The organism is Providencia sp. PROV004, assembly GCF_011045615.1.
GTDB classification, from domain to species: domain Bacteria; phylum Pseudomonadota; class Gammaproteobacteria; order Enterobacterales; family Enterobacteriaceae; genus Providencia; species Providencia rettgeri.
This window is the reverse complement of sequence record NZ_CP042859.1, coordinates 4,522,223-4,539,749: the sequence shown is the minus strand read 5'-3', so window position 1 is coordinate 4,539,749 and position 17,527 is coordinate 4,522,223. Positions and strand designations below refer to the sequence as shown.

Annotated in this window: 15 protein-coding genes and 1 pseudogene; 10 read left to right on the top strand and 6 right to left on the bottom strand. The window is 37.1% G+C overall.

Annotated features, from left to right (window positions below; all coding sequences use genetic code 11):
• Positions 1-4 precede the first annotated feature (4 nt).
• The 3 genes and pseudogenes from waaO (at position 5) to FVA69_RS21450 (ending at position 1,994) form a co-directional block, all read left to right on the top strand.
• Positions 5-1,015 carry a lipopolysaccharide 3-alpha-galactosyltransferase gene (waaO, locus tag FVA69_RS21035; RefSeq protein ID WP_164529298.1) on the top strand — a complete coding sequence of 337 codons (1,011 nt, stop codon included), beginning with the start codon at positions 5-7 and terminating at the stop codon, positions 1,013-1,015.
• A 122-nt stretch (positions 1,016-1,137) separates the two neighbouring features.
• A pseudogene (locus FVA69_RS21030) lies at positions 1,138-1,754 on the top strand (glycosyltransferase family 8 protein); the annotation flags it as partial.
• Positions 1,752-1,994 (top strand): glycosyltransferase family 8 C-terminal domain-containing protein, encoded by a 243-nt coding sequence (locus tag FVA69_RS21450; RefSeq protein WP_238789317.1) that lies wholly within the window; start codon positions 1,752-1,754, stop codon positions 1,992-1,994. The pseudogene FVA69_RS21030 and the gene FVA69_RS21450, both read left to right, overlap by 3 nt.
• Positions 1,995-2,034: 40 nt before the next feature.
• Here the strand turns inward: FVA69_RS21450 and FVA69_RS21025 are convergent, their stop codons facing one another.
• On the bottom strand, positions 2,035-3,585 hold the full coding sequence (locus FVA69_RS21025) for a phosphoethanolamine transferase (RefSeq protein ID WP_164529297.1): 1,551 nt from the start codon (positions 3,583-3,585) through the stop codon (positions 2,035-2,037).
• A gap of 465 nt (positions 3,586-4,050) precedes the next feature.
• Here FVA69_RS21025 and FVA69_RS21020 point away from each other — a divergent pair, with 465 nt between their 5' ends.
• A complete protein-coding gene (locus FVA69_RS21020) occupies positions 4,051-5,034 on the top strand; it encodes a glycosyltransferase (RefSeq protein ID WP_164529296.1) in 984 nt (327 codons plus the stop codon).
• Between the two features lies 1 nt (position 5,035).
• Here FVA69_RS21020 and FVA69_RS21015 read toward each other — a convergent pair whose 3' ends face one another.
• Positions 5,036-6,274, bottom strand: a complete 1,239-nt coding sequence (locus FVA69_RS21015) for an O-antigen ligase family protein (RefSeq protein ID WP_164529295.1) — start codon at positions 6,272-6,274, stop codon at positions 5,036-5,038.
• Positions 6,275-6,517: 243 nt separating this feature from the next.
• Here FVA69_RS21015 and mutM point away from each other — a divergent pair, with 243 nt between their 5' ends.
• The gene (gene mutM / locus FVA69_RS21010) at positions 6,518-7,327 is read left to right on the top strand and encodes a bifunctional DNA-formamidopyrimidine glycosylase/DNA-(apurinic or apyrimidinic site) lyase (protein ID WP_004906918.1); all 810 of its coding nucleotides are present in this window, start codon (positions 6,518-6,520) and stop codon (positions 7,325-7,327) included.
• Between the two features lie 10 nt (positions 7,328-7,337).
• Here the strand turns inward: mutM and coaD are convergent, their stop codons facing one another.
• The gene (gene coaD, locus FVA69_RS21005; protein ID WP_004906920.1) at positions 7,338-7,823 is read right to left on the bottom strand and encodes a pantetheine-phosphate adenylyltransferase; all 486 of its coding nucleotides are present in this window, start codon (positions 7,821-7,823) and stop codon (positions 7,338-7,340) included.
• A gap of 191 nt (positions 7,824-8,014) precedes the next feature.
• Here coaD and waaA point away from each other — a divergent pair, with 191 nt between their 5' ends.
• The 3 genes from waaA (at position 8,015) to FVA69_RS20990 (ending at position 12,065) form a co-directional block, all read left to right on the top strand.
• Positions 8,015-9,295, top strand: a complete 1,281-nt coding sequence (gene waaA / locus FVA69_RS21000; RefSeq protein WP_004906923.1) for a lipid IV(A) 3-deoxy-D-manno-octulosonic acid transferase — start codon at positions 8,015-8,017, stop codon at positions 9,293-9,295.
• Between the two features lie 199 nt (positions 9,296-9,494).
• A complete protein-coding gene (locus FVA69_RS20995) occupies positions 9,495-10,952 on the top strand; it encodes a glycosyltransferase family 39 protein (RefSeq protein ID WP_164529294.1) in 1,458 nt (485 codons plus the stop codon).
• 165 nt (positions 10,953-11,117) lie between these two features.
• Positions 11,118-12,065, top strand: a complete 948-nt coding sequence (locus tag FVA69_RS20990) for a glycosyltransferase family 52 (RefSeq protein WP_164529293.1) — start codon at positions 11,118-11,120, stop codon at positions 12,063-12,065.
• Here the strand turns inward: FVA69_RS20990 and rfaC are convergent.
• From rfaC to rfaD, 3 genes are read right to left on the bottom strand one after another with little or no spacing between them, the layout of a single operon-like run.
• Positions 12,057-13,019, bottom strand: coding sequence for a lipopolysaccharide heptosyltransferase RfaC (gene rfaC / locus FVA69_RS20985; RefSeq protein ID WP_164529384.1), 963 nt, complete (start codon positions 13,017-13,019; stop codon positions 12,057-12,059). The two genes, FVA69_RS20990 and rfaC, sit on opposite strands and share 9 nt — an antisense overlap.
• Positions 13,019-14,065 carry an ADP-heptose--LPS heptosyltransferase RfaF gene (gene rfaF, locus FVA69_RS20980; protein WP_109912522.1) on the bottom strand — a complete coding sequence of 349 codons (1,047 nt, stop codon included), beginning with the start codon at positions 14,063-14,065 and terminating at the stop codon, positions 13,019-13,021. Before rfaF ends, rfaC begins: the two co-directional genes overlap by 1 nt.
• 23 nt (positions 14,066-14,088) lie before the next feature.
• On the bottom strand, positions 14,089-15,027 hold the full coding sequence (rfaD, locus tag FVA69_RS20975; protein WP_004906933.1) for an ADP-glyceromanno-heptose 6-epimerase: 939 nt from the start codon (positions 15,025-15,027) through the stop codon (positions 14,089-14,091).
• A 229-nt stretch (positions 15,028-15,256) separates the two neighbouring features.
• Between rfaD and FVA69_RS20970 the strand changes: the two genes are divergently transcribed.
• Both FVA69_RS20970 and tdh read left to right on the top strand, forming a co-directional pair.
• A complete protein-coding gene (locus FVA69_RS20970; RefSeq protein WP_109912521.1) occupies positions 15,257-16,453 on the top strand; it encodes a glycine C-acetyltransferase in 1,197 nt (398 codons plus the stop codon).
• 10 nt (positions 16,454-16,463) lie between these two features.
• The gene (tdh, locus tag FVA69_RS20965) at positions 16,464-17,489 is read left to right on the top strand and encodes an L-threonine 3-dehydrogenase (protein WP_004906937.1); all 1,026 of its coding nucleotides are present in this window, start codon (positions 16,464-16,466) and stop codon (positions 17,487-17,489) included.
• Positions 17,490-17,527: the final 38 nt, after the last annotated feature.

Below are 17,527 nucleotides of genomic sequence, written 5' to 3'. Positions count from 1 at the left end.
ATAAATGTTCTTCAATAAAGAAAATGCGGTTACACAGCAAATTGATTTATCGTCACCAGACGCTATTGTTAATAATGATAGCTTACATATTTCCTATGGGATTGACCGTAATTTTCTATATGGTTGTGGGATCTCGATTGCTTCTCTATTAAAAACAAATCCTGATATCTCTTTTTCATTTCATGTGTTTACTGACTACTTTGATGATGAGCAAAGTAAATTATTTAAACAGCTCGCAGAGCAATATAAGACGAGTATTAAAGTTTATTTAGTTGACTGTGAACAGCTTAAATTGCTACCAAGTACCAAAAATTGGTCATATGCAACTTATTTCAGGTTTATTATTGCGGATTACTTTTCAAATCAGCTAGATAGAATGATCTATATGGATGCAGATATTATGTGTCAAGGAACGCTGCAGCCACTGTTAAATATTCCGTTTAAAGATGATGAAATAGCTGCAGTTGTGCCTGAAAGGGATAGTATTTGGTGGCAAAAAAGAGCTGATGCGTTAGGGATCCCGAGCATCGCTTCGGGGTATTTTAATGCAGGTTTTTTAGTCTTAAATTTAGTGAATTGGTCAAAATTTGATATCTCAACGAAAGCAATGGACTTACTTTCTCAAGATGTTGTTAAAGCAAAATTATCTTATTTAGATCAAGATATCTTAAATATGCTATTAACAGGGAAAGTCATTTACCTTGATGGCAAATACAACACTCAATATAGTATTAATTATGAGCTGCAAAAAGGTAAAAAAGAGAACCCAATAACGTCTGAAACTGTATTGATTCATTATATTGGCCCAACTAAGCCTTGGCATGAGTGGGCTAATTACCCAACAGCTCAGCCCTTTATTAATGCAAAAAATGCATCACCTTGGAAAGACATTCCGTTACTGAAGGCTAACAGCAGTAATCATTTGCGCTATTGTGCTAAGCATTTAATTCAGCAGAGGAAATATTCCCAGGGAATTGCTAATTATATTCAATACTTTGTTCGAAAAGTAATGTGATAGTAGGTATTCAAGTGAAATTGATAAAAGAAATTATTGAGTTAGGAAATAGAGAATCTGAAGCTGATTTAAATATAGCGTATGGTGTAGATAAAGGATTTCTATTTGGTTCTGGTATTTCAATGAATTCTATTATCATAAATAATAGGGATATTAAACTGAAGTTTTATTTGTTTACTGACTTTATTGATGATGACTTTTTAATTAAGCTTAAAGAGCTTGCATCAAATGATAATGTGAGTATTGATGTATATATTTTAAACTCGGATGAACTTAAAAAACTACCAACATCCCATGTGTGGTCGTATGCTACTTATTTCCGGTTTTTTATTTTTGATCACTTATGTAATACAATTCCATCTATTCTTTATTTAGATGAGGATGTGTTTTGTAAGGGAAGCCTATCTGAATATACACATCTTGTTTTTCAAGATGAACATGCAGCAGTAATTCCGGATGTTTCTAGTATGCAGGAATCTTGTGAGTCAAGGTTAAAAATTACAGGGCTAAAAAACAAATATTTTAATGCTGGCGTAATTTTCTTAAACTTGAAAAAGTGGGATAGCGAACAGTTCACAAAAAACGCATTCCAATTAATTACAGAAAACCATTAAAATATTTAGATCAAGACGCATTAAATATTTTGTTTAAATGTAATAATATTTATCTTTCTAGGGATTATAACTGTATTTATACATTAAGAAATGAACTAGAAAAAGTAAATTATAGAGACTATATTGCGGATTCAACTAAGTTAATTCACTATACTAGTGCAACTAAACCGTGGCATTATTGGGCTGTTGATTATCCGGCAAGCCAAACATTTAAAACGGCTTTTGATAGCTCACCATGGAAAGGTCAATCATTAGTGTTGGCAAGAAAGAAACCTGAATATCAAGAAAGATATAAAAATGAATTCCATCAAGGTAAAATTTTAAAAGGGTTAAAAAGTTTAGTTTCATATAGGCTTTTTAAATAAGAATTAAGGTTAGCAAATAGATATTTGCTAACCTTATATTTTATTTGTTCTGTATATCTATAGGCATATCATCTTCTTCACCATTTCTTAATTCCCTGAAATGGTCTTTCAATATGAGCTCATCTTCTTTTTCAGAAAATAGGTTGTAATTAGAATCTATTTTATTATTTTTGATATTTAACCAATTTGCTAAACCTGTAGTAAAAAATTTTCCTGATTTATAAACTTTGATATATTCTTTTGTATGACTGTCTGAGTTGAACACCATTAGTGGTATATTTAATACTTTAGTTGATACATTACTTAAATTTAATTTAATTTCATCATCAGTAGATGAGTGGGATACTCCGTGATCAGAAAAACAGAGCATGGAAAAACTACGGTCAGTTTTCTTTTGTTGCTCAGTTAATAAATCATAAATTGAGTTAAGTATTTTATCTGTTTTTTCGATACTCGCTATGTAACAGGAAACATTGTTTAAGTTTTTATTTTTTGGTATGTATTTATTTTTAAAATCTTCAATGCGAGCACAGGCATCAGGGTGTGAGCCATATAAATGGATGACAAAAAGTCTTTTTTGTTTCGGACTGGTTTTTTCATCTAATTCTTGTTTGAAAATATCAACTAAACTGAAGTCACTTGTGTCTTGCGAGTTAAAGGCTCCCATTTTATTAAATTTTTTGACATCACTTCGCTTGGCAATAAAGGTAATTGGGGTGTCAAATTCACCAATAAATCCTTGATTTGATATCCAATAAACTTTGTATCCTGCTGATTTGGCTAAATCGACAAAGTTTAAACCATAATTAGGTTCCCAATTATTTTTATCAGATTGGGTTAGCATCATTCTTAATGAAGATATGGTATTTGTGCCACCGGAAGCCAGGCCTTCAACAATAATTCCATTCGTTTGGCTGGCAAAAGGTGTATTCTTGATGGGATAACCGTAGGCACTCATATAATCACGCCTCACACTTTCACCAATGATTAAAACATAGTCATTATATTGTTGGCTATCTTGCTTTAATTCTGAATTTCCCCATTCACTTTTTTTATTAAATTCACTTAAGCGTTCAACTTCATTTTTCACATTCGCTATAGAGTGGTAAAAATTATCAAAAAGCTTAAAAGGAGATTGGTTAATTAGGGCAAGAATAGCTAGGCATACAAGTAAAGTTTTATTTTTATAAAATTGAATATTATATTTTATGGTTATTTTTCTGTAATAAACAAAACCAATAATAATTAATATGGCAAAAAAATAATTTTTAATAGGTATTTGAGTGAAAAATTCTTTTGATTCTAAGGCATCAGTTGCGATGACAGATGAAAGGTATTGGTAACTTGGTTCGCCAAAGTTGAGCCCAAACGGTGTATAACATGCATTAATAATAATAATAGGGAAACCAATATACCAATAAGCTTTATTTGATGAGCTTAACATGATAATTAAAAAGCAAACTAATGTGATCTCCCTAACTGTTGGGTGACTATTGCCGGAACCAAGTAACATAATCTTGGATAATGTAGCTAAAATAACCAATGTAATGGCTATTAGCAGTACTTTTTTTGATTCAAATTTTGTTTTCATTAAAGTGTCGTGTAGTGAAAAATTGAAATTATTTGTATTGATTCTGATTAGTGCAATTTTTTGTTTTTTATCTATAAATCTATCAGGGAGTATAATGAAAACATAAGAGAAGATGCAAGTTTGCTTAATAAAATTAAATAATTATCTCAGTAGAATTCATCGTTAGAAATATTTTTTTACTAAAAACATTGATAAATCATAAGGTTATTCTTTTTTAGTGAAAATGTACGACATTTACCTCTAACAGAGGCACCTGAATGACTCAATTGCAAAAAATATCCGTTACTAAAATTCACAACTCATTGTTAATGAATAAATTTCTTGTGACTGAAAGTTAAAGTGTAAAAGTGAGTGAATTATCTTAAATCAAACAAAGAATAGTTTATACTATTGATATAATGCTAAAATATTAATAAAGATTAGTGAGTCTGTAACAATTAAAACGTTAGGGATAGGAACCATAAAATGTTAAGTAATGAGATGGTAAAATCAAAAATAGAAATAAACTCAAATACTAACATTGCTGATGAACAGTTTTTTCATATTTCATATGGGGTCGATGAAAATTTTCTATACGGTGTAGGTACATCGATTTCCTCTGTTATAGTGAATAATCATGAAGGCTATTTCCATTTTCATCTTTTTGTCGATAATTTGAAGGATGAAAAACTGTTTTATGAGCTTATTGAGTGTACACAACATAGGCTAACCATATATCTTATTGATAATAAAAAATTTAATTCCTTACCACTTCCATCAAAAGGGTGGAGTTCAGCCATTTATTTCAGATTAATTATTATTTCTTACTTATCCACTAAGGGAATTGATAAATTATTGTATTTAGATGCGGATATTATTTGTAAAGGTAATTTATCTTATTTAGACTCATTAGAATTTAATGAAAGTACCTACCTGTATGCAGTTAACGATAAATTTAGAAGTCATAAAAATTCATTACCAATGGATATGTCAAAGTATTTTAATTCTGGTTTTTTATATATGTCTATTAAGCATTTAGTTACATGTGATATTCCCAACCAAGTTATTGAATTAGTAGGTGAAAATGATTTTACACATCCTGACCAAGATGCATTAAATATATTATTAAATGATAAAGTTGTTAATATTAGTGAAAATTTTAACTTTATGTTCTCTTTAGATTGGCATATCGCAAATAAAACACAAATCCCGAAAATTCAGGATGAGGTTGTATTTGTTCATTTTGTTGGCTTAACTAAGCCATTTCATGAGTGGGCAAAATTTTATAAAGAATGTGTTTATTTTGAGCGTGCTAGGGGGAATTCTCCATGGAAAAACGTCCCATTACTAAAACCTGCGGGCTATAAACAACTGTCTAGGAAAAAAGCACACTTGAGAAAAAATGGAGATTATCTGGGGTTTTTACTAACCAGTATTAGATATTTAATAAAAAAGCTTCTACCTAAATAAGCTATTTAGATAGTACTTTTTTTATTAAAATAGCTGTTAATATATTGTATAAAATAAATATATCTATAAAGATAAATTCAAATAAGCAATAAACTAAAAAATACCCAATTGATGATACGAAAATCCCAATATTGAGGATATTTTTTTCCTTTTTGATATCTCTTAATAGATCTCTCATATTAACGAAAAATGCTATTAGAAATAAGGCTAAGCCTATAAAACCGATGTTATAAGTAATATTTAAGAAAAATGGTTCATCATTATTGTAGAAGGATTCCTTTTTTTTCTTTGAATAGCCCATGCCGCCTTGGTTTGTAGGTGCTTTATTATCAAGCAAAAATTGGTTATATGCGACAGAGCCGTAGCCAACGCCAGTTAGCTGATAAGAAACGCTTTGGGTAAAAATGGGGAAACGCGTCTCAATAATCTTATCACGGTGAGATGTTAAATTTTGAGAATATAATGACTGGTTTATTTTATTTTTAACTTGTGGAATATAATGATAAGAAGTAAACATAATAGCAGCGGCTAATGCACCAAAGCTAACAATGTTAATCAGGAATTTTTTGTAATTATTTGAAAATAAAAACAAAATAATGGTAGATTCAACGAAAACCGCGAGTACAGCACCACGGCTTCCAGTATAGAGTAAGAATAAAAATGCACAGGCGCAGAGGAATAGCATTAGTAATTTAAGCGTATTTTGTTTAAAGAAAAAAACAGCACTAAAGGTAAATGGAAATAGTAATGCCATGTAGTGAGCAAACCCATATCTCAGTTGCAGATAAAGAGGTAACTCACTGTTTTTAAATTGTTTTAATATTGGAATGATAAATATAGTAAAAGCAAGGGTGCTTATCAAAGCATAAATAATGGTTTTTCTTGATTTTGGTATTTCACTTTTGAAAACGATTAAAAATAGGGAGATAATTATAATATAACGCCAGTCATCAAAGAATGCTTTTATGGCTTCTAGAGTGAAGCTAGAATAGGTAAAAAATACGGCGCAGAATAAGCCCCAACCACCAAATAAAAAAAGTATTTTTCTTTTTTTAATTAACGTAAAAAGGTCATCTTTAATATTTATTTTATATTTAAAGATGTAGTAAATAGTATATAAAAAAAGTAAAACAACAGAAATGTTTAATACACCCTGGGTATCATTGGTGAACATCCCTAAAGTTACAAAAAACAATAATATAAAAGGAAGTTGTTGGGTTATTTTATTGTTTATACTCACAAATTGGCCTTTTTATTTATTACATTATTTATGTCTACACATTATAAATAAGCATACATAAAGCATGATCCATTTATCATGCGGGAAAGCCGTTTAAATGTAAACACTCCAGAATAACTTTTGTTTATAAAAGAAATCCATTCGTTCATTCATCTAATAGGTTCATTTTATACCATAACCAGTTGCTTGTTGGAGTAGATATATCATACTGTGTGTCGTATTGGAGAAATATGGATACAAAAAATGCCAGAACTACCAGAAGTTGAGACCAGTCGTCGTGGAATAGAGCCACATTTAGTCGGTAATACAATCTCTTACGCCATTGTACGTAACGGTCGTTTACGTTGGCCAGTTAGTGAACAAATTAAAAGTTTATCAGATGAAGCGGTTTTGAGTGTTCAACGTCGCGCTAAGTATTTGCTGATTGAGCTACAAAAAGGCTGGATTATTGTTCACTTGGGAATGTCTGGTAGTGTGCGTATTCTGACCGAAGAATTGCCTGAAGAAAAACATGACCACGTGGATTTAGTCATGCGAGATGGCAAGGTATTACGCTATACGGATCCTCGCCGGTTTGGCGCTTGGCTCTGGTGTGATGATTTAGAAAACAGTTCGGTACTTGCACACTTAGGGCCTGAGCCATTATCAGACGCCTTTAACCCGCAATATCTTTATGAATTAGCGCAAAAGAAAAAAGTGGCAATTAAGCCATGGTTAATGGATAACAAAGTCGTTGTTGGTGTAGGCAATATTTATGCTAACGAAGCATTATTTGCAACAAAAATATCACCTGAAAAAATCACAAATACCTTAACGTTAGCTGAAATTACTGAACTAGTGTTGCAGATCAAAAAGGTGTTACAGCGCTCTATTGAACAAGGCGGTACGACACTGAAAGATTTTTTACAGTCGGATGGTAAACCGGGTTACTTTGCCCAAGAATTGTTTGTCTATGGAAAAAAAGGTGAACCCTGCTCAATGTGTGGTACGCCAATCGAAAGCATTAAACAGGGGCAACGTAGCACCTTCTTTTGTCCGCAATGTCAAAAATAGCGAAACCTTGCTATTTTTTATTGAGTTTCTTTAGCATTGCCTCAGCAACCACTGGGGGTAGGAAAGACGAAATATCACCATCGTGAAGTGCAACATCCTTGATTAAAGAAGAGGAAACAAAGGATAAACTCTGCGATGGTAATAAAAATACGGTTTCCAAGTCAGGAACAAAATGGCGGTTCATATTCGCTAATTGCCACTCATATTCGAAATCAGCCACAGAACGAACGCCCCGAATAAGAATATTTGCGCCATTTTTTTGCGCAAAATTAGCCATAAGCTCAGAAAACCCAACAACTTCAACATTATCAAGGTGAGAAGTTACTTCTTTAGCAAGGGCTACGCGCTCATCAAGGGAAAACATCGGGTTTTTTCGTTGGCTATTAGCAATAGCCAACAGGACATGGTCAAACATTGCTGCTGCTCGGGTAACAATATCAACATGTCCTGATGTTACTGGGTCGAACGTACCAGGGTAAATAGCCTTGTGTATCATGATGATAGTATCTCGTTGTTTGTATTATCTATTCGAAAAAATAGCATGAATAAGCGTTAACATTATCGGCTATCTAGTAGGGTTGCAACTGTAGATGAGATTTTACTGCTATTTTTAGGTGCATATTCTACACACTTTTATTTGAGCTTTATGGTAAGATAGCGCCAATTTTGGTAAGTGAATCAGATCGAATGTTATTGCTGCGTCTATATCAGGTACTTCTTTATCTTATCCAACCATTTATATGGGTTCGCCTATTGCTGCGCAGCCGTAAAGCGCCTGCCTATCGTAAACGCTGGGGTGAACGATATGGCTTTTGTGCGGGAAAAGTAAAACCTCAAGGTATTTTATTACATTCAGTTTCTGTCGGGGAAACCCTCGCAGCCGTTCCACTAGTCCGCGCACTTCGCCATCATTATCCGTCTTTGCCAATTACAGTAACCACGATGACACCAACGGGCTCAGAGCGTGTTCTTTCTGCATTTGGTGATGATGTCGACCACGTTTATTTACCTTATGACCTTCCTGGCTCTATGCACCGCTTCCTGAAACAAGTCGACCCAAAACTTGTGATCATTATGGAAACTGAGCTATGGCCAAATATGATTAACCAGTTGCATAAACGTAAAATTCCATTGGTTATTGCAAATGCAAGACTTTCTGAGCGCTCTGCTGCAGGGTATCAAAAGCTAGGCAGCTTTGTGAAACGAATGCTTCGTAATGTCACCATGGTCGCAGCACAGCATCAGGAAGATGGTGAACGTTTCGTTCAATTAGGGTTGCGGCGAATGCAATTGAGTGTCACGGGGAGCCTGAAGTTTGATATCTCTGTGACGCCTGAATTAGCTGTCAGGGCAATAACTTTACGCCGACAATGGGCGGCGCATCGCCCAGTCTGGATAGCGACCAGCACTCACGAGGGTGAAGAAGCGATTGTCTTAGAAACACATCAAAAATTATTATCTCGTTTTCCTGATTTATTGTTAATTTTAGTCCCTCGTCACCCAGAACGCTTTGCCAAAGCAGAAGAACTAACTCAAAAAGCCGGTTTAACCTTTATTCGTCGCAGTGCGAATACGATTCCTTCCGCAGAGGTTCAAGTGGTGATTGGTGATACCATGGGTGAACTGATGCTGTTATATGGAATTGCAGACATTGCTTTTGTCGGGGGAAGCTTGGTAGAAACTGGAGGGCATAACCCGCTCGAAGCGGCAGCTCATGCGCTACCTGTGTTAATGGGGCCTCACACATTTAATTTCAAAGATATTTGTGGAAAACTAACTCAAGCAGATGGCTTAATTACGGTGACAGACAGTGAATCAATGGCTCAAGCCGTGACAAGTTTACTTTCTGATGAAGATTACCGGTTATATTATGGGCGCCATGCCGCTGAGGTTCTTCATGAGAACCAAGGCGCTCTTCAACGATTATTAAAACTGTTACAACCCTATTTACCCCCGAGAGAGCAATAAAGCTAAGTAATGTCTTTTTTTGAGTATTAACTTGAACATTACAGCAATGAATTGCGAATATTTTATGGCACATCCTAGTATTGCATTTAAACTATAGTAGACTGCCTCGTTTATTATAGAGTCATTCGATTTGGTTTATTACTATTAGGGTAGTATCCAAATGGAATGTTGGAACTTTTGCTTATCTTTTTAAGACTATATGCCAGCCACTAATCAATCAATTTCAAATAAATATGTTTATTTATGGGTCATAAGCTATGCCATAGTTTGGATCTTAGCGAGTTTTTATTTCGACCCAACCGTACCTTATGACACAGTAGAAGCAGTGAACTGGGGAATGAATGGGGAGTGGGGATCACCTAAAAACCCATGGTTTGTTGGCGTCATGATGTGGCCTGCAATTTACCTTGATATCTCCTACAGCTTTTATTGGTATTTTAGCCATTTTGTCGGTATTGCATTTGGTTTACTTGGGGTGTGGAAGCTAACCTTTCGTTTGACTGGGCGTCGTGATTTCGCTTGGTTTGCAATGCTAATGTTGAATTTATCTGGTGTCATTAATTTCGATATCATTCCTTATAATGATAACTATATTTTAGTGACATTATGGCCTTGGGTTATCTATTTCTTTTTACGTGCTGTTGATGATAACCCTGCATGGTGGTTACCGTTTGCCTTATTTGCGGGTCTTGCAACTATGGGTAAATACTCAACCTTGGCGCTAGTTGGGTCTGTTTTCTTATTGACCCTATTCGTAAAACAAGTTCGTCAAAGTTATCGTCATCCTGTTTTTTACCTTGCGATTGCTTTATGGTTTGCTTTGGTATTGCCAAATTTCTTTTGGTTGATGGCAACGGACTTTTCGGCGTTCAAATGGGTAGATTCACAAATCGACCCTGGGTTTAATCTTCATACCACACAAGCCGCACTTAGCGTGTTTTATCCGTTAGTGATTGCTGCGATTATTGTTTATTGCAGTGGCGGAAAGTTAGGGTGGCCTAAAGCGTTGCCTAACCGCATGGCTAACTTTATCCTTCTTTTTCCACTGGTTGTGATATACGGCTGGTTCTCTTTCCACGATGGTGGTCGAATAACTGAATGGTTGCAGCCATTTATGGCTATTAGTGCGCCTTTATTTGTTGGCTCAATAACCGTGATGCCAAGAAAACCGTTTAAGAAGTCATTGGTTGGTTTTGCCATTTTTGGTGTTTTAGTCGTGGTTGGTTATATCACGGTTCAGGCAGCGAATATCCGTGGAGCAGGGCAAAAATTTATTGGCGTAAAAACCTTGATAGCAGACGGGGAACAGCGTTGGTATCAGCGATATGGCACGCCAGTTAAATATGTTGGTGGAGAAGATAACCAATATCAATGGTTTATTATTTATGGCAAGGATAGACCGCATGTGATCCAACCCTGGTCAATGGAAAAACATATGCCGCCAAATGTGTACAACCGTGATATTACTGAAGCCGAAATTCGTCAACATGGTGCATTATTGCTGGGCAAGAAATATGATGATTGTGCCCATGAAAACTTTGCCAAGGTACGTAAGTTCTGGCCACAATTTACGATAGAAAAAGAAGATGTGATTTATCGTTCTGAACCGGATGCCGCCCCTGAAACCATGTGCTTTGGGTTTATTGCGCCTCAGTAATTGAATAAGTAGGTATATATTTTGTATGTACCTACTTTTATTTTAAATGCTTTAATTTTGTTTTATTTTCTATAGTACTAGCTGAACAGCATTAGAATGTATAGACCTCTCTACTTGCATCAAAGGTTCTATGTTAAAATGTCACAAAATAATAGGTAGGGGAAAATGATGCAGTTATTCATTTGTATGACTATTTTACAGCTAAGAATAGTAGGCAAGCTATTAGAAAAAAAAGAAAATAAAGATTCAGTTGTCTTATTTTTAGGTGATTTGAATAATACAAAAAATCAGTTTTTTTTAGAGAAGTACATCAACAATAAGTGTGTTGTTTGTTTATACGATTTGAATGAATTTAATCCACAAAAGCCTTTTAAAACATTTAAAAGAGACTTGCACGCTAAAGATGTTGTAAAAATTCTTCCGACTAAAAATTATGATTGTGTCTACCTAGCAAATGTTGATGTTACGCTAGTACATCATATCCTTTCTAAAATAGCCTACCAAAGAATTCGTACATTTGATGATGGTGCCTTTAACTTGCTTAACGAAAGACGAGTGGCAAAACCTTCATTATATAAAAAATTGACGCATTATTTTCAGGGTAGGCATCTTCATGAATATGATTTAATTAAAAATGCTGAGTTACACTATACAATTTTTAAACAGCAAAGAGATAATACGGAGTATATTCCCTTTATTAATTGCCCTCAAAAGGTAGAACAACGCAATAAGGTATCTATTCTTTTAGGTACAGTTTATGGTGAGATTAGCAATGATGTCCCGGCACTATTGTCTCAGTTAGATAACTTCATAATAAATAGAGAGATACAATATTATATCCCTCATCCCAGAGATTTAACTAATTACTTTTCAGATATTGAATATATAAATTCACGTCAATCAGCGGAAGATATCATAATAGATCTGATTGAACGTGGGTATTTCGTTGAAATTTATGGTTTTTTTAGTACTACTCAATTTATTTTAAGTTCAAGTGATGCGGTAAAAAACTATACTTTACGCTTCGCTAGTATGGATAACGGTTATCAGCGGCTTGAGTCGGCGCTTGCTCAACATGCCGTGAATTTTATAACAGTAGATATCTCAAAATAAACTGACTAGTTGTGAATAAACTTCTTTTGGATTGATATCGGCCATTATTTTATTTGCTGATATTAATTCATGCTGCCTTTGCCCATATCCCCCAATCAAGCCGGGGTCGGTGGGGCCAAACAGGGTAAAATTAGGTTTATCAAGTGCCGCTGTTAAATGGCTAAGCCCAGTATCGACAGAAACCACCGCTTTAGCGTTTGCAATTTGCTGTGCAACTTCAGCTAACGTGAGTTTAGGTAAGACCTCAACAAAATCAAAGCCTTTTGCTAATCGTTCTGCACGTTGCTGCTCATGAGGTGCTCCCCAGGGCAATTTGATTTTGATACCACTTTCAGCCATCAGTCCAATAAGTTCTCGCCAATTTTCTTCAGGCCAATGTTTGTCATCACGGGTAGTTGAATGCAAAAAAATGACATAAGGGCTTTGATGCTCTTCTGCAGACTGCAAAAAGTGTCGAGCAATCGCGTAATCGCCTTGTTGTGTTGGGCAGGTGTAACCAAGACTTTTGGCAAATAACTGGCGAATACGTTCAACGGCGTGTTGTTGCTTGCTGATTGCGTAACGATGGTCATAAAAGAAGCTGGCTAATGGTTCGCGAATACTATGGCGGTCATAGCCATGTTTATCACCATGCGCTAAGCGGGTGACAAGAAAGGCACTCTTCAATAACCCTTGCGCATCAATGATTGCGTCATAATGAGTTGCTTGTAATTTCTTGCGAAATTCGGCACGTTCGGCTCTGATCGGCGCAGAAAACCAACTTTTTCGCCAGCGGCGAATGGCCACAGGGATCACTTGGTTAACGGCACTGTGCCATGTTGGAATTTGCGCGAAGCCTTCCTCAACGACCCAATCGAATTGAATACCCGATATGGCTTGCTGTGCATCGGTCAGTGCAGGTAATGAGTGTAAAACATCCCCCATTGAAGATGTCTTGACTAATAATACTCGCATCATTCAATACCTATATTTAACCGAGCTAACGCATCGATAACTAATTGAGGTTGGATATCAATCAAACTTTGGTGATAACCACTTTCACCGTCACCTTTACGCACTTTGTGATACCCCGTAATTAGGCGGATCACTTCTGCTTTATCTGATAATGGTGGGGTAAAATCAGGGCTACTTGGGCCATACAAGGCGACAAGAGGTTTACCTAGCGCTGCCGCGACATGCATCAAACCAGAGTCATTACTGACAACTGCATTACAGGCATCGATTAGATTAACGGCTTGTTCTAAAGATGTTTTACCTGAAAAATTATGGCAATGTAATTTCGCATCATCGGCCAGCTCTAGACGAATGGCTTCACCTGCCTCGTGGTCTTTTTGTGAACCAAATAGCAGTACTTGATAGCCTTTTTGGCTAATCAGTGTTTGAGCAAGAGAGGCGTAGTGATAATGGGGCCAACGTTTGGCGGGGCCGAACTCTGCGCCAGGGCAAAAACCAATAATAGGGCGAGAACCATCAACCCCAAAGGTTTGCAGGGTTTCAGTAACTTCTTGCGGCACCGTCACTAGTTTAGGCGGTAAAATGGGTGTCGGAATATCGGAAGCTGATTTAATAGTTTGCTTATCATAAGCAAGAGCAACATATCTTTGCACCATTAAAGGAAAAGCTTCTTTATTTAGTGGACGAATATCATTGAGTAGGCCATAGCGCATTTCTCCACGCCACCCTGTTCTTTTGGGGATGTTTGCAAAGAAAGGCACAAATGCAGACTTTAAGGAATTTGGTAACACAATAGCTTGATCATAGCCATTTACCCGCAAACTCTTACCTAATCGACGACGTTCCCCAATTTCCAAAGCACCATGTCCGAGAGGCATAGGAATGGCTTCGTTAACCTCGGGCATTTTGGCGAGTAAAGGACGACACCATTGTGGTGCCATCACATCAATCTGTGCATGGGGATGCAACGCCTTGATCGTACGATAAAGGCTTTGTGACATCATCATATCCCCTACCCATGAAGGGCCGATCACCAATATTTTCATAAATAATTTTTCAGAAATAAGCGTTACGCGTCTTTATTGAGCAAATGCATATATTCGGTGACACCTTCTGCAACCGTTTTAAATGGTGCGGTATAACCGGCGGCACGTAGCTTAGTGAGGTCAGCTTGTGTGAAGCTTTGGTAGCGACCTTTTAATTTTTCAGGGAATTCAATGTATTCGATAGCCACATTTTTATCTTTGTGGAATTCAGTGACTGCATCAGCAACAGCTTGGAAAGATTCCGCACGTCCTGTTCCGCAGTTAAAAATACCTGAAACATTATTTTCCCAGAACCATAAGTTTACCGCAGCCACATCACCCACATAAATAAAGTCACGGCGGAAAGTATCGCTCCCCTCGAACAGTTTTGGACTTTGCCCTTCATTGATTTGTTTATTTAAGTGATAAGCAACGCTTGCCATGCTGCCTTTATGGTCTTCATTCGGCCCATAGACATTGAAATAGCGGAAACCACAGATTTGTGAGTTAGCTTCAGGCAGGATTTCACGCACATATTGGTCAAATTGGAATTTCGAATAACCATAGACATTTAATGGTTTTTCAAATTGGCGTTCTTCAATAAAATTATCGCTACGACCACCATAGGTTGCTGCGGAAGAAGCGTACAAGAATGGGATTTCGCGATCCAAACAATAGTGCAGTAACTCTTTCGAATACTGATAGTTATTGTCCATCATATACTTGCCATCCCACTCCGTGGTTGACGAGCAAGCACCTTCATGGAATACCGCATCGACATCGCCGAAATCATCACCCGCAATGATACTGCCAATAAAATCTTCTTTATCTGCATAATCCGCAATATCAAGGTCAACAAGGTTAGCGAATTTAGTCCCGTCTTTCAGATTATCAACGACTAGGATATCTGTACGGCCGATTGCATTTAGGGCTTTAATAATATTGCTGCCAATAAAACCAGCTCCGCCAGTGACTATGATCATTGGGTATACCTCAAATGGGTTAAGAAAATAGGATCGTAATTGGTGACTATAATAACATCTCTTGGCGCTGACGGTAGCATTGATAGAAGAGAATTGAGCTAACACTTAAATGAGAACAAGGGAAATATCGTGATCTTGGCTACAAACTTAACTTATTTATGCTGTGAATATCGCTACGTGTAGAGACTATTATTAAACTCAATTAATAGTCACTTTACAGGAAGAAATCATGTCAGAAAGATTTTATCAGCAGATTCAAGAGCAATTGGTACAAATTGAAGCCGACGGGTTATTTAAAAACGAACGCATTATTACGACTTCACAAGATGCTGACATTGAAATTGCAGGTGGCCAGCGAGTTATTAATTTCTGTGCTAACAATTATCTTGGTCTTGCAAACCACCCCGAACTCATCGAGGCCGCTAAACAAGGAATGGATAGCCATGGTTTTGGGATGGCGTCTGTGCGCTTTATTTGTGGAACGCAAGACAGCCACAAAATTTTAGAGCGCAAATTGGCGGATTTTCTGGGTATGGAAGATGCGATCCTTTACTCATCCTGTTTTGATGCAAATGGTGGGCTGTTTGAAACCTTATTAGGGCCGGAAGATGCCATTATTTCAGATGCATTAAATCATGCATCAATTATTGATGGGGTTAGGTTAAGTAAGGCTAAACGCTACCGTTACAGCAATAACAATATGGTGGAATTAAAAGCACGTTTAGAGGAAGCCAAAACAGCAGGGGCTCGCCATATTTTGATTGCCACAGATGGTGTGTTCTCGATGGATGGTGTTATCGCGGATTTAAAATCCATTTGTGACCTTGCCGACGAATACCAAGCATTGGTGATGGTGGATGATTCACATGCTGTTGGTTTTGTTGGGGAAAATGGCCGTGGTAGCCATGAGTATTGCGATGTAATGGGGCGTATCGATATTATCACGGGGACATTAGGTAAAGCCCTCGGCGGTGCATCCGGTGGTTATACGGCAGCGAAAAAAGAGGTCGTTGAATGGCTGCGTCAGCGTTCTCGCCCTTATTTATTTTCGAACTCACTCGCTCCTGCAATTGTAGCCGCATCTATCAAAGTGATCGATATGATGAAAGAAGGTCATTCATTACGTGAGAAGTTATGGCGTAATGCTGTGTTATTTAGGGAAAAAATGACAGCAGCGGGTTTCACCTTGGCTGGAGCAGACCATGCCATCATCCCAGTCATGTTAGGTGAAGCTAAACTTGCCCAAATTTTTGCAGAAGAGTTACTTGATGAAGGTATTTATGTCACGGGCTTTTTCTATCCTGTTGTACCGCAAGGTCTGGCACGTATTCGCACTCAGATGTCTGCAGCGCATAGTGAGGAGGATATTTTACACGCTGTTGATGCATTCACCCGCATTGGTAGAAAATTAAAAATAATCAAATAAAAGGTCTTTTATGAAAGCACTGTCCAAACTGAAAGCTGAACCAGGTATATGGATGACGGATGTTCCGAAACCGGAACTCGGGCACAATGATGTGATGATCAAAATTCGTAAAACTGCGATTTGTGGTACGGATGTACATATCTATAACTGGGATGAATGGTCACAAAAAACTATTCCTGTTCCAATGGTTGTCGGTCATGAGTATATAGGGGAAATTGTTGCAATTGGGCAGGAAGTCAAAGGCTTTAAAATTGGTGACCGAGTGTCAGGGGAAGGGCATATTACTTGTGGCCATTGTCGAAATTGTCGCGGCGGGCGTACCCATCTTTGCCGCAATACAATTGGAGTTGGGGTTAACCGAGAAGGGTGTTTTGCTGAATATTTGGTGATCCCCGCATTTAATGCTTTTAAAATTCCCGATAACATTCCTGATGAAATAGCGGCGATTTTTGACCCATTTGGTAACGCAGTTCATACGGCACTTTCCTTTGATTTAGTGGGGGAAGATGTGCTGGTTTCCGGCGCTGGGCCTATTGGCATCATGGCAGCCGCAGTGTGCCGACATGTGGGAGCACGACATGTTGTTATCACGGATGTGAATGATTATCGACTTGAACTCGCGAAAAAAATGGGGGTTTCCCGTGCCGTGAACGTCAGTCGTGAAAATTTAAAAGACGTGATGAACGAATTGGGAATGAAAGAAGGTTTTGATGTTGCATTAGAAGTTTCTGGTGCTCCAGCCGCTTTTCAGACCATGTTAGACACCATGAACCACGGTGGCAGAATCGCCCTATTAGGGATTCCTCCTGCCTCAATGGCAACGGATTGGAGCCAAGTGATCTTTAAAGGGTTATTTATTAAAGGGATCTACGGCCGAGAAATGTTCGAAACATGGTACAAAATGGCGACACTCATTCAATCTGGTTTAGATTTATCACCAATTATCACTCATCAATTCCCCATTGATGAGTTCCAAAAAGGCTTTGATATCATGCGTTCAGGCCAATCTGGTAAAGTGATTTTAAACTGGGATTAAATTTTTATCATATCCAGTCCCCTTCTTGGCTTTTGCAC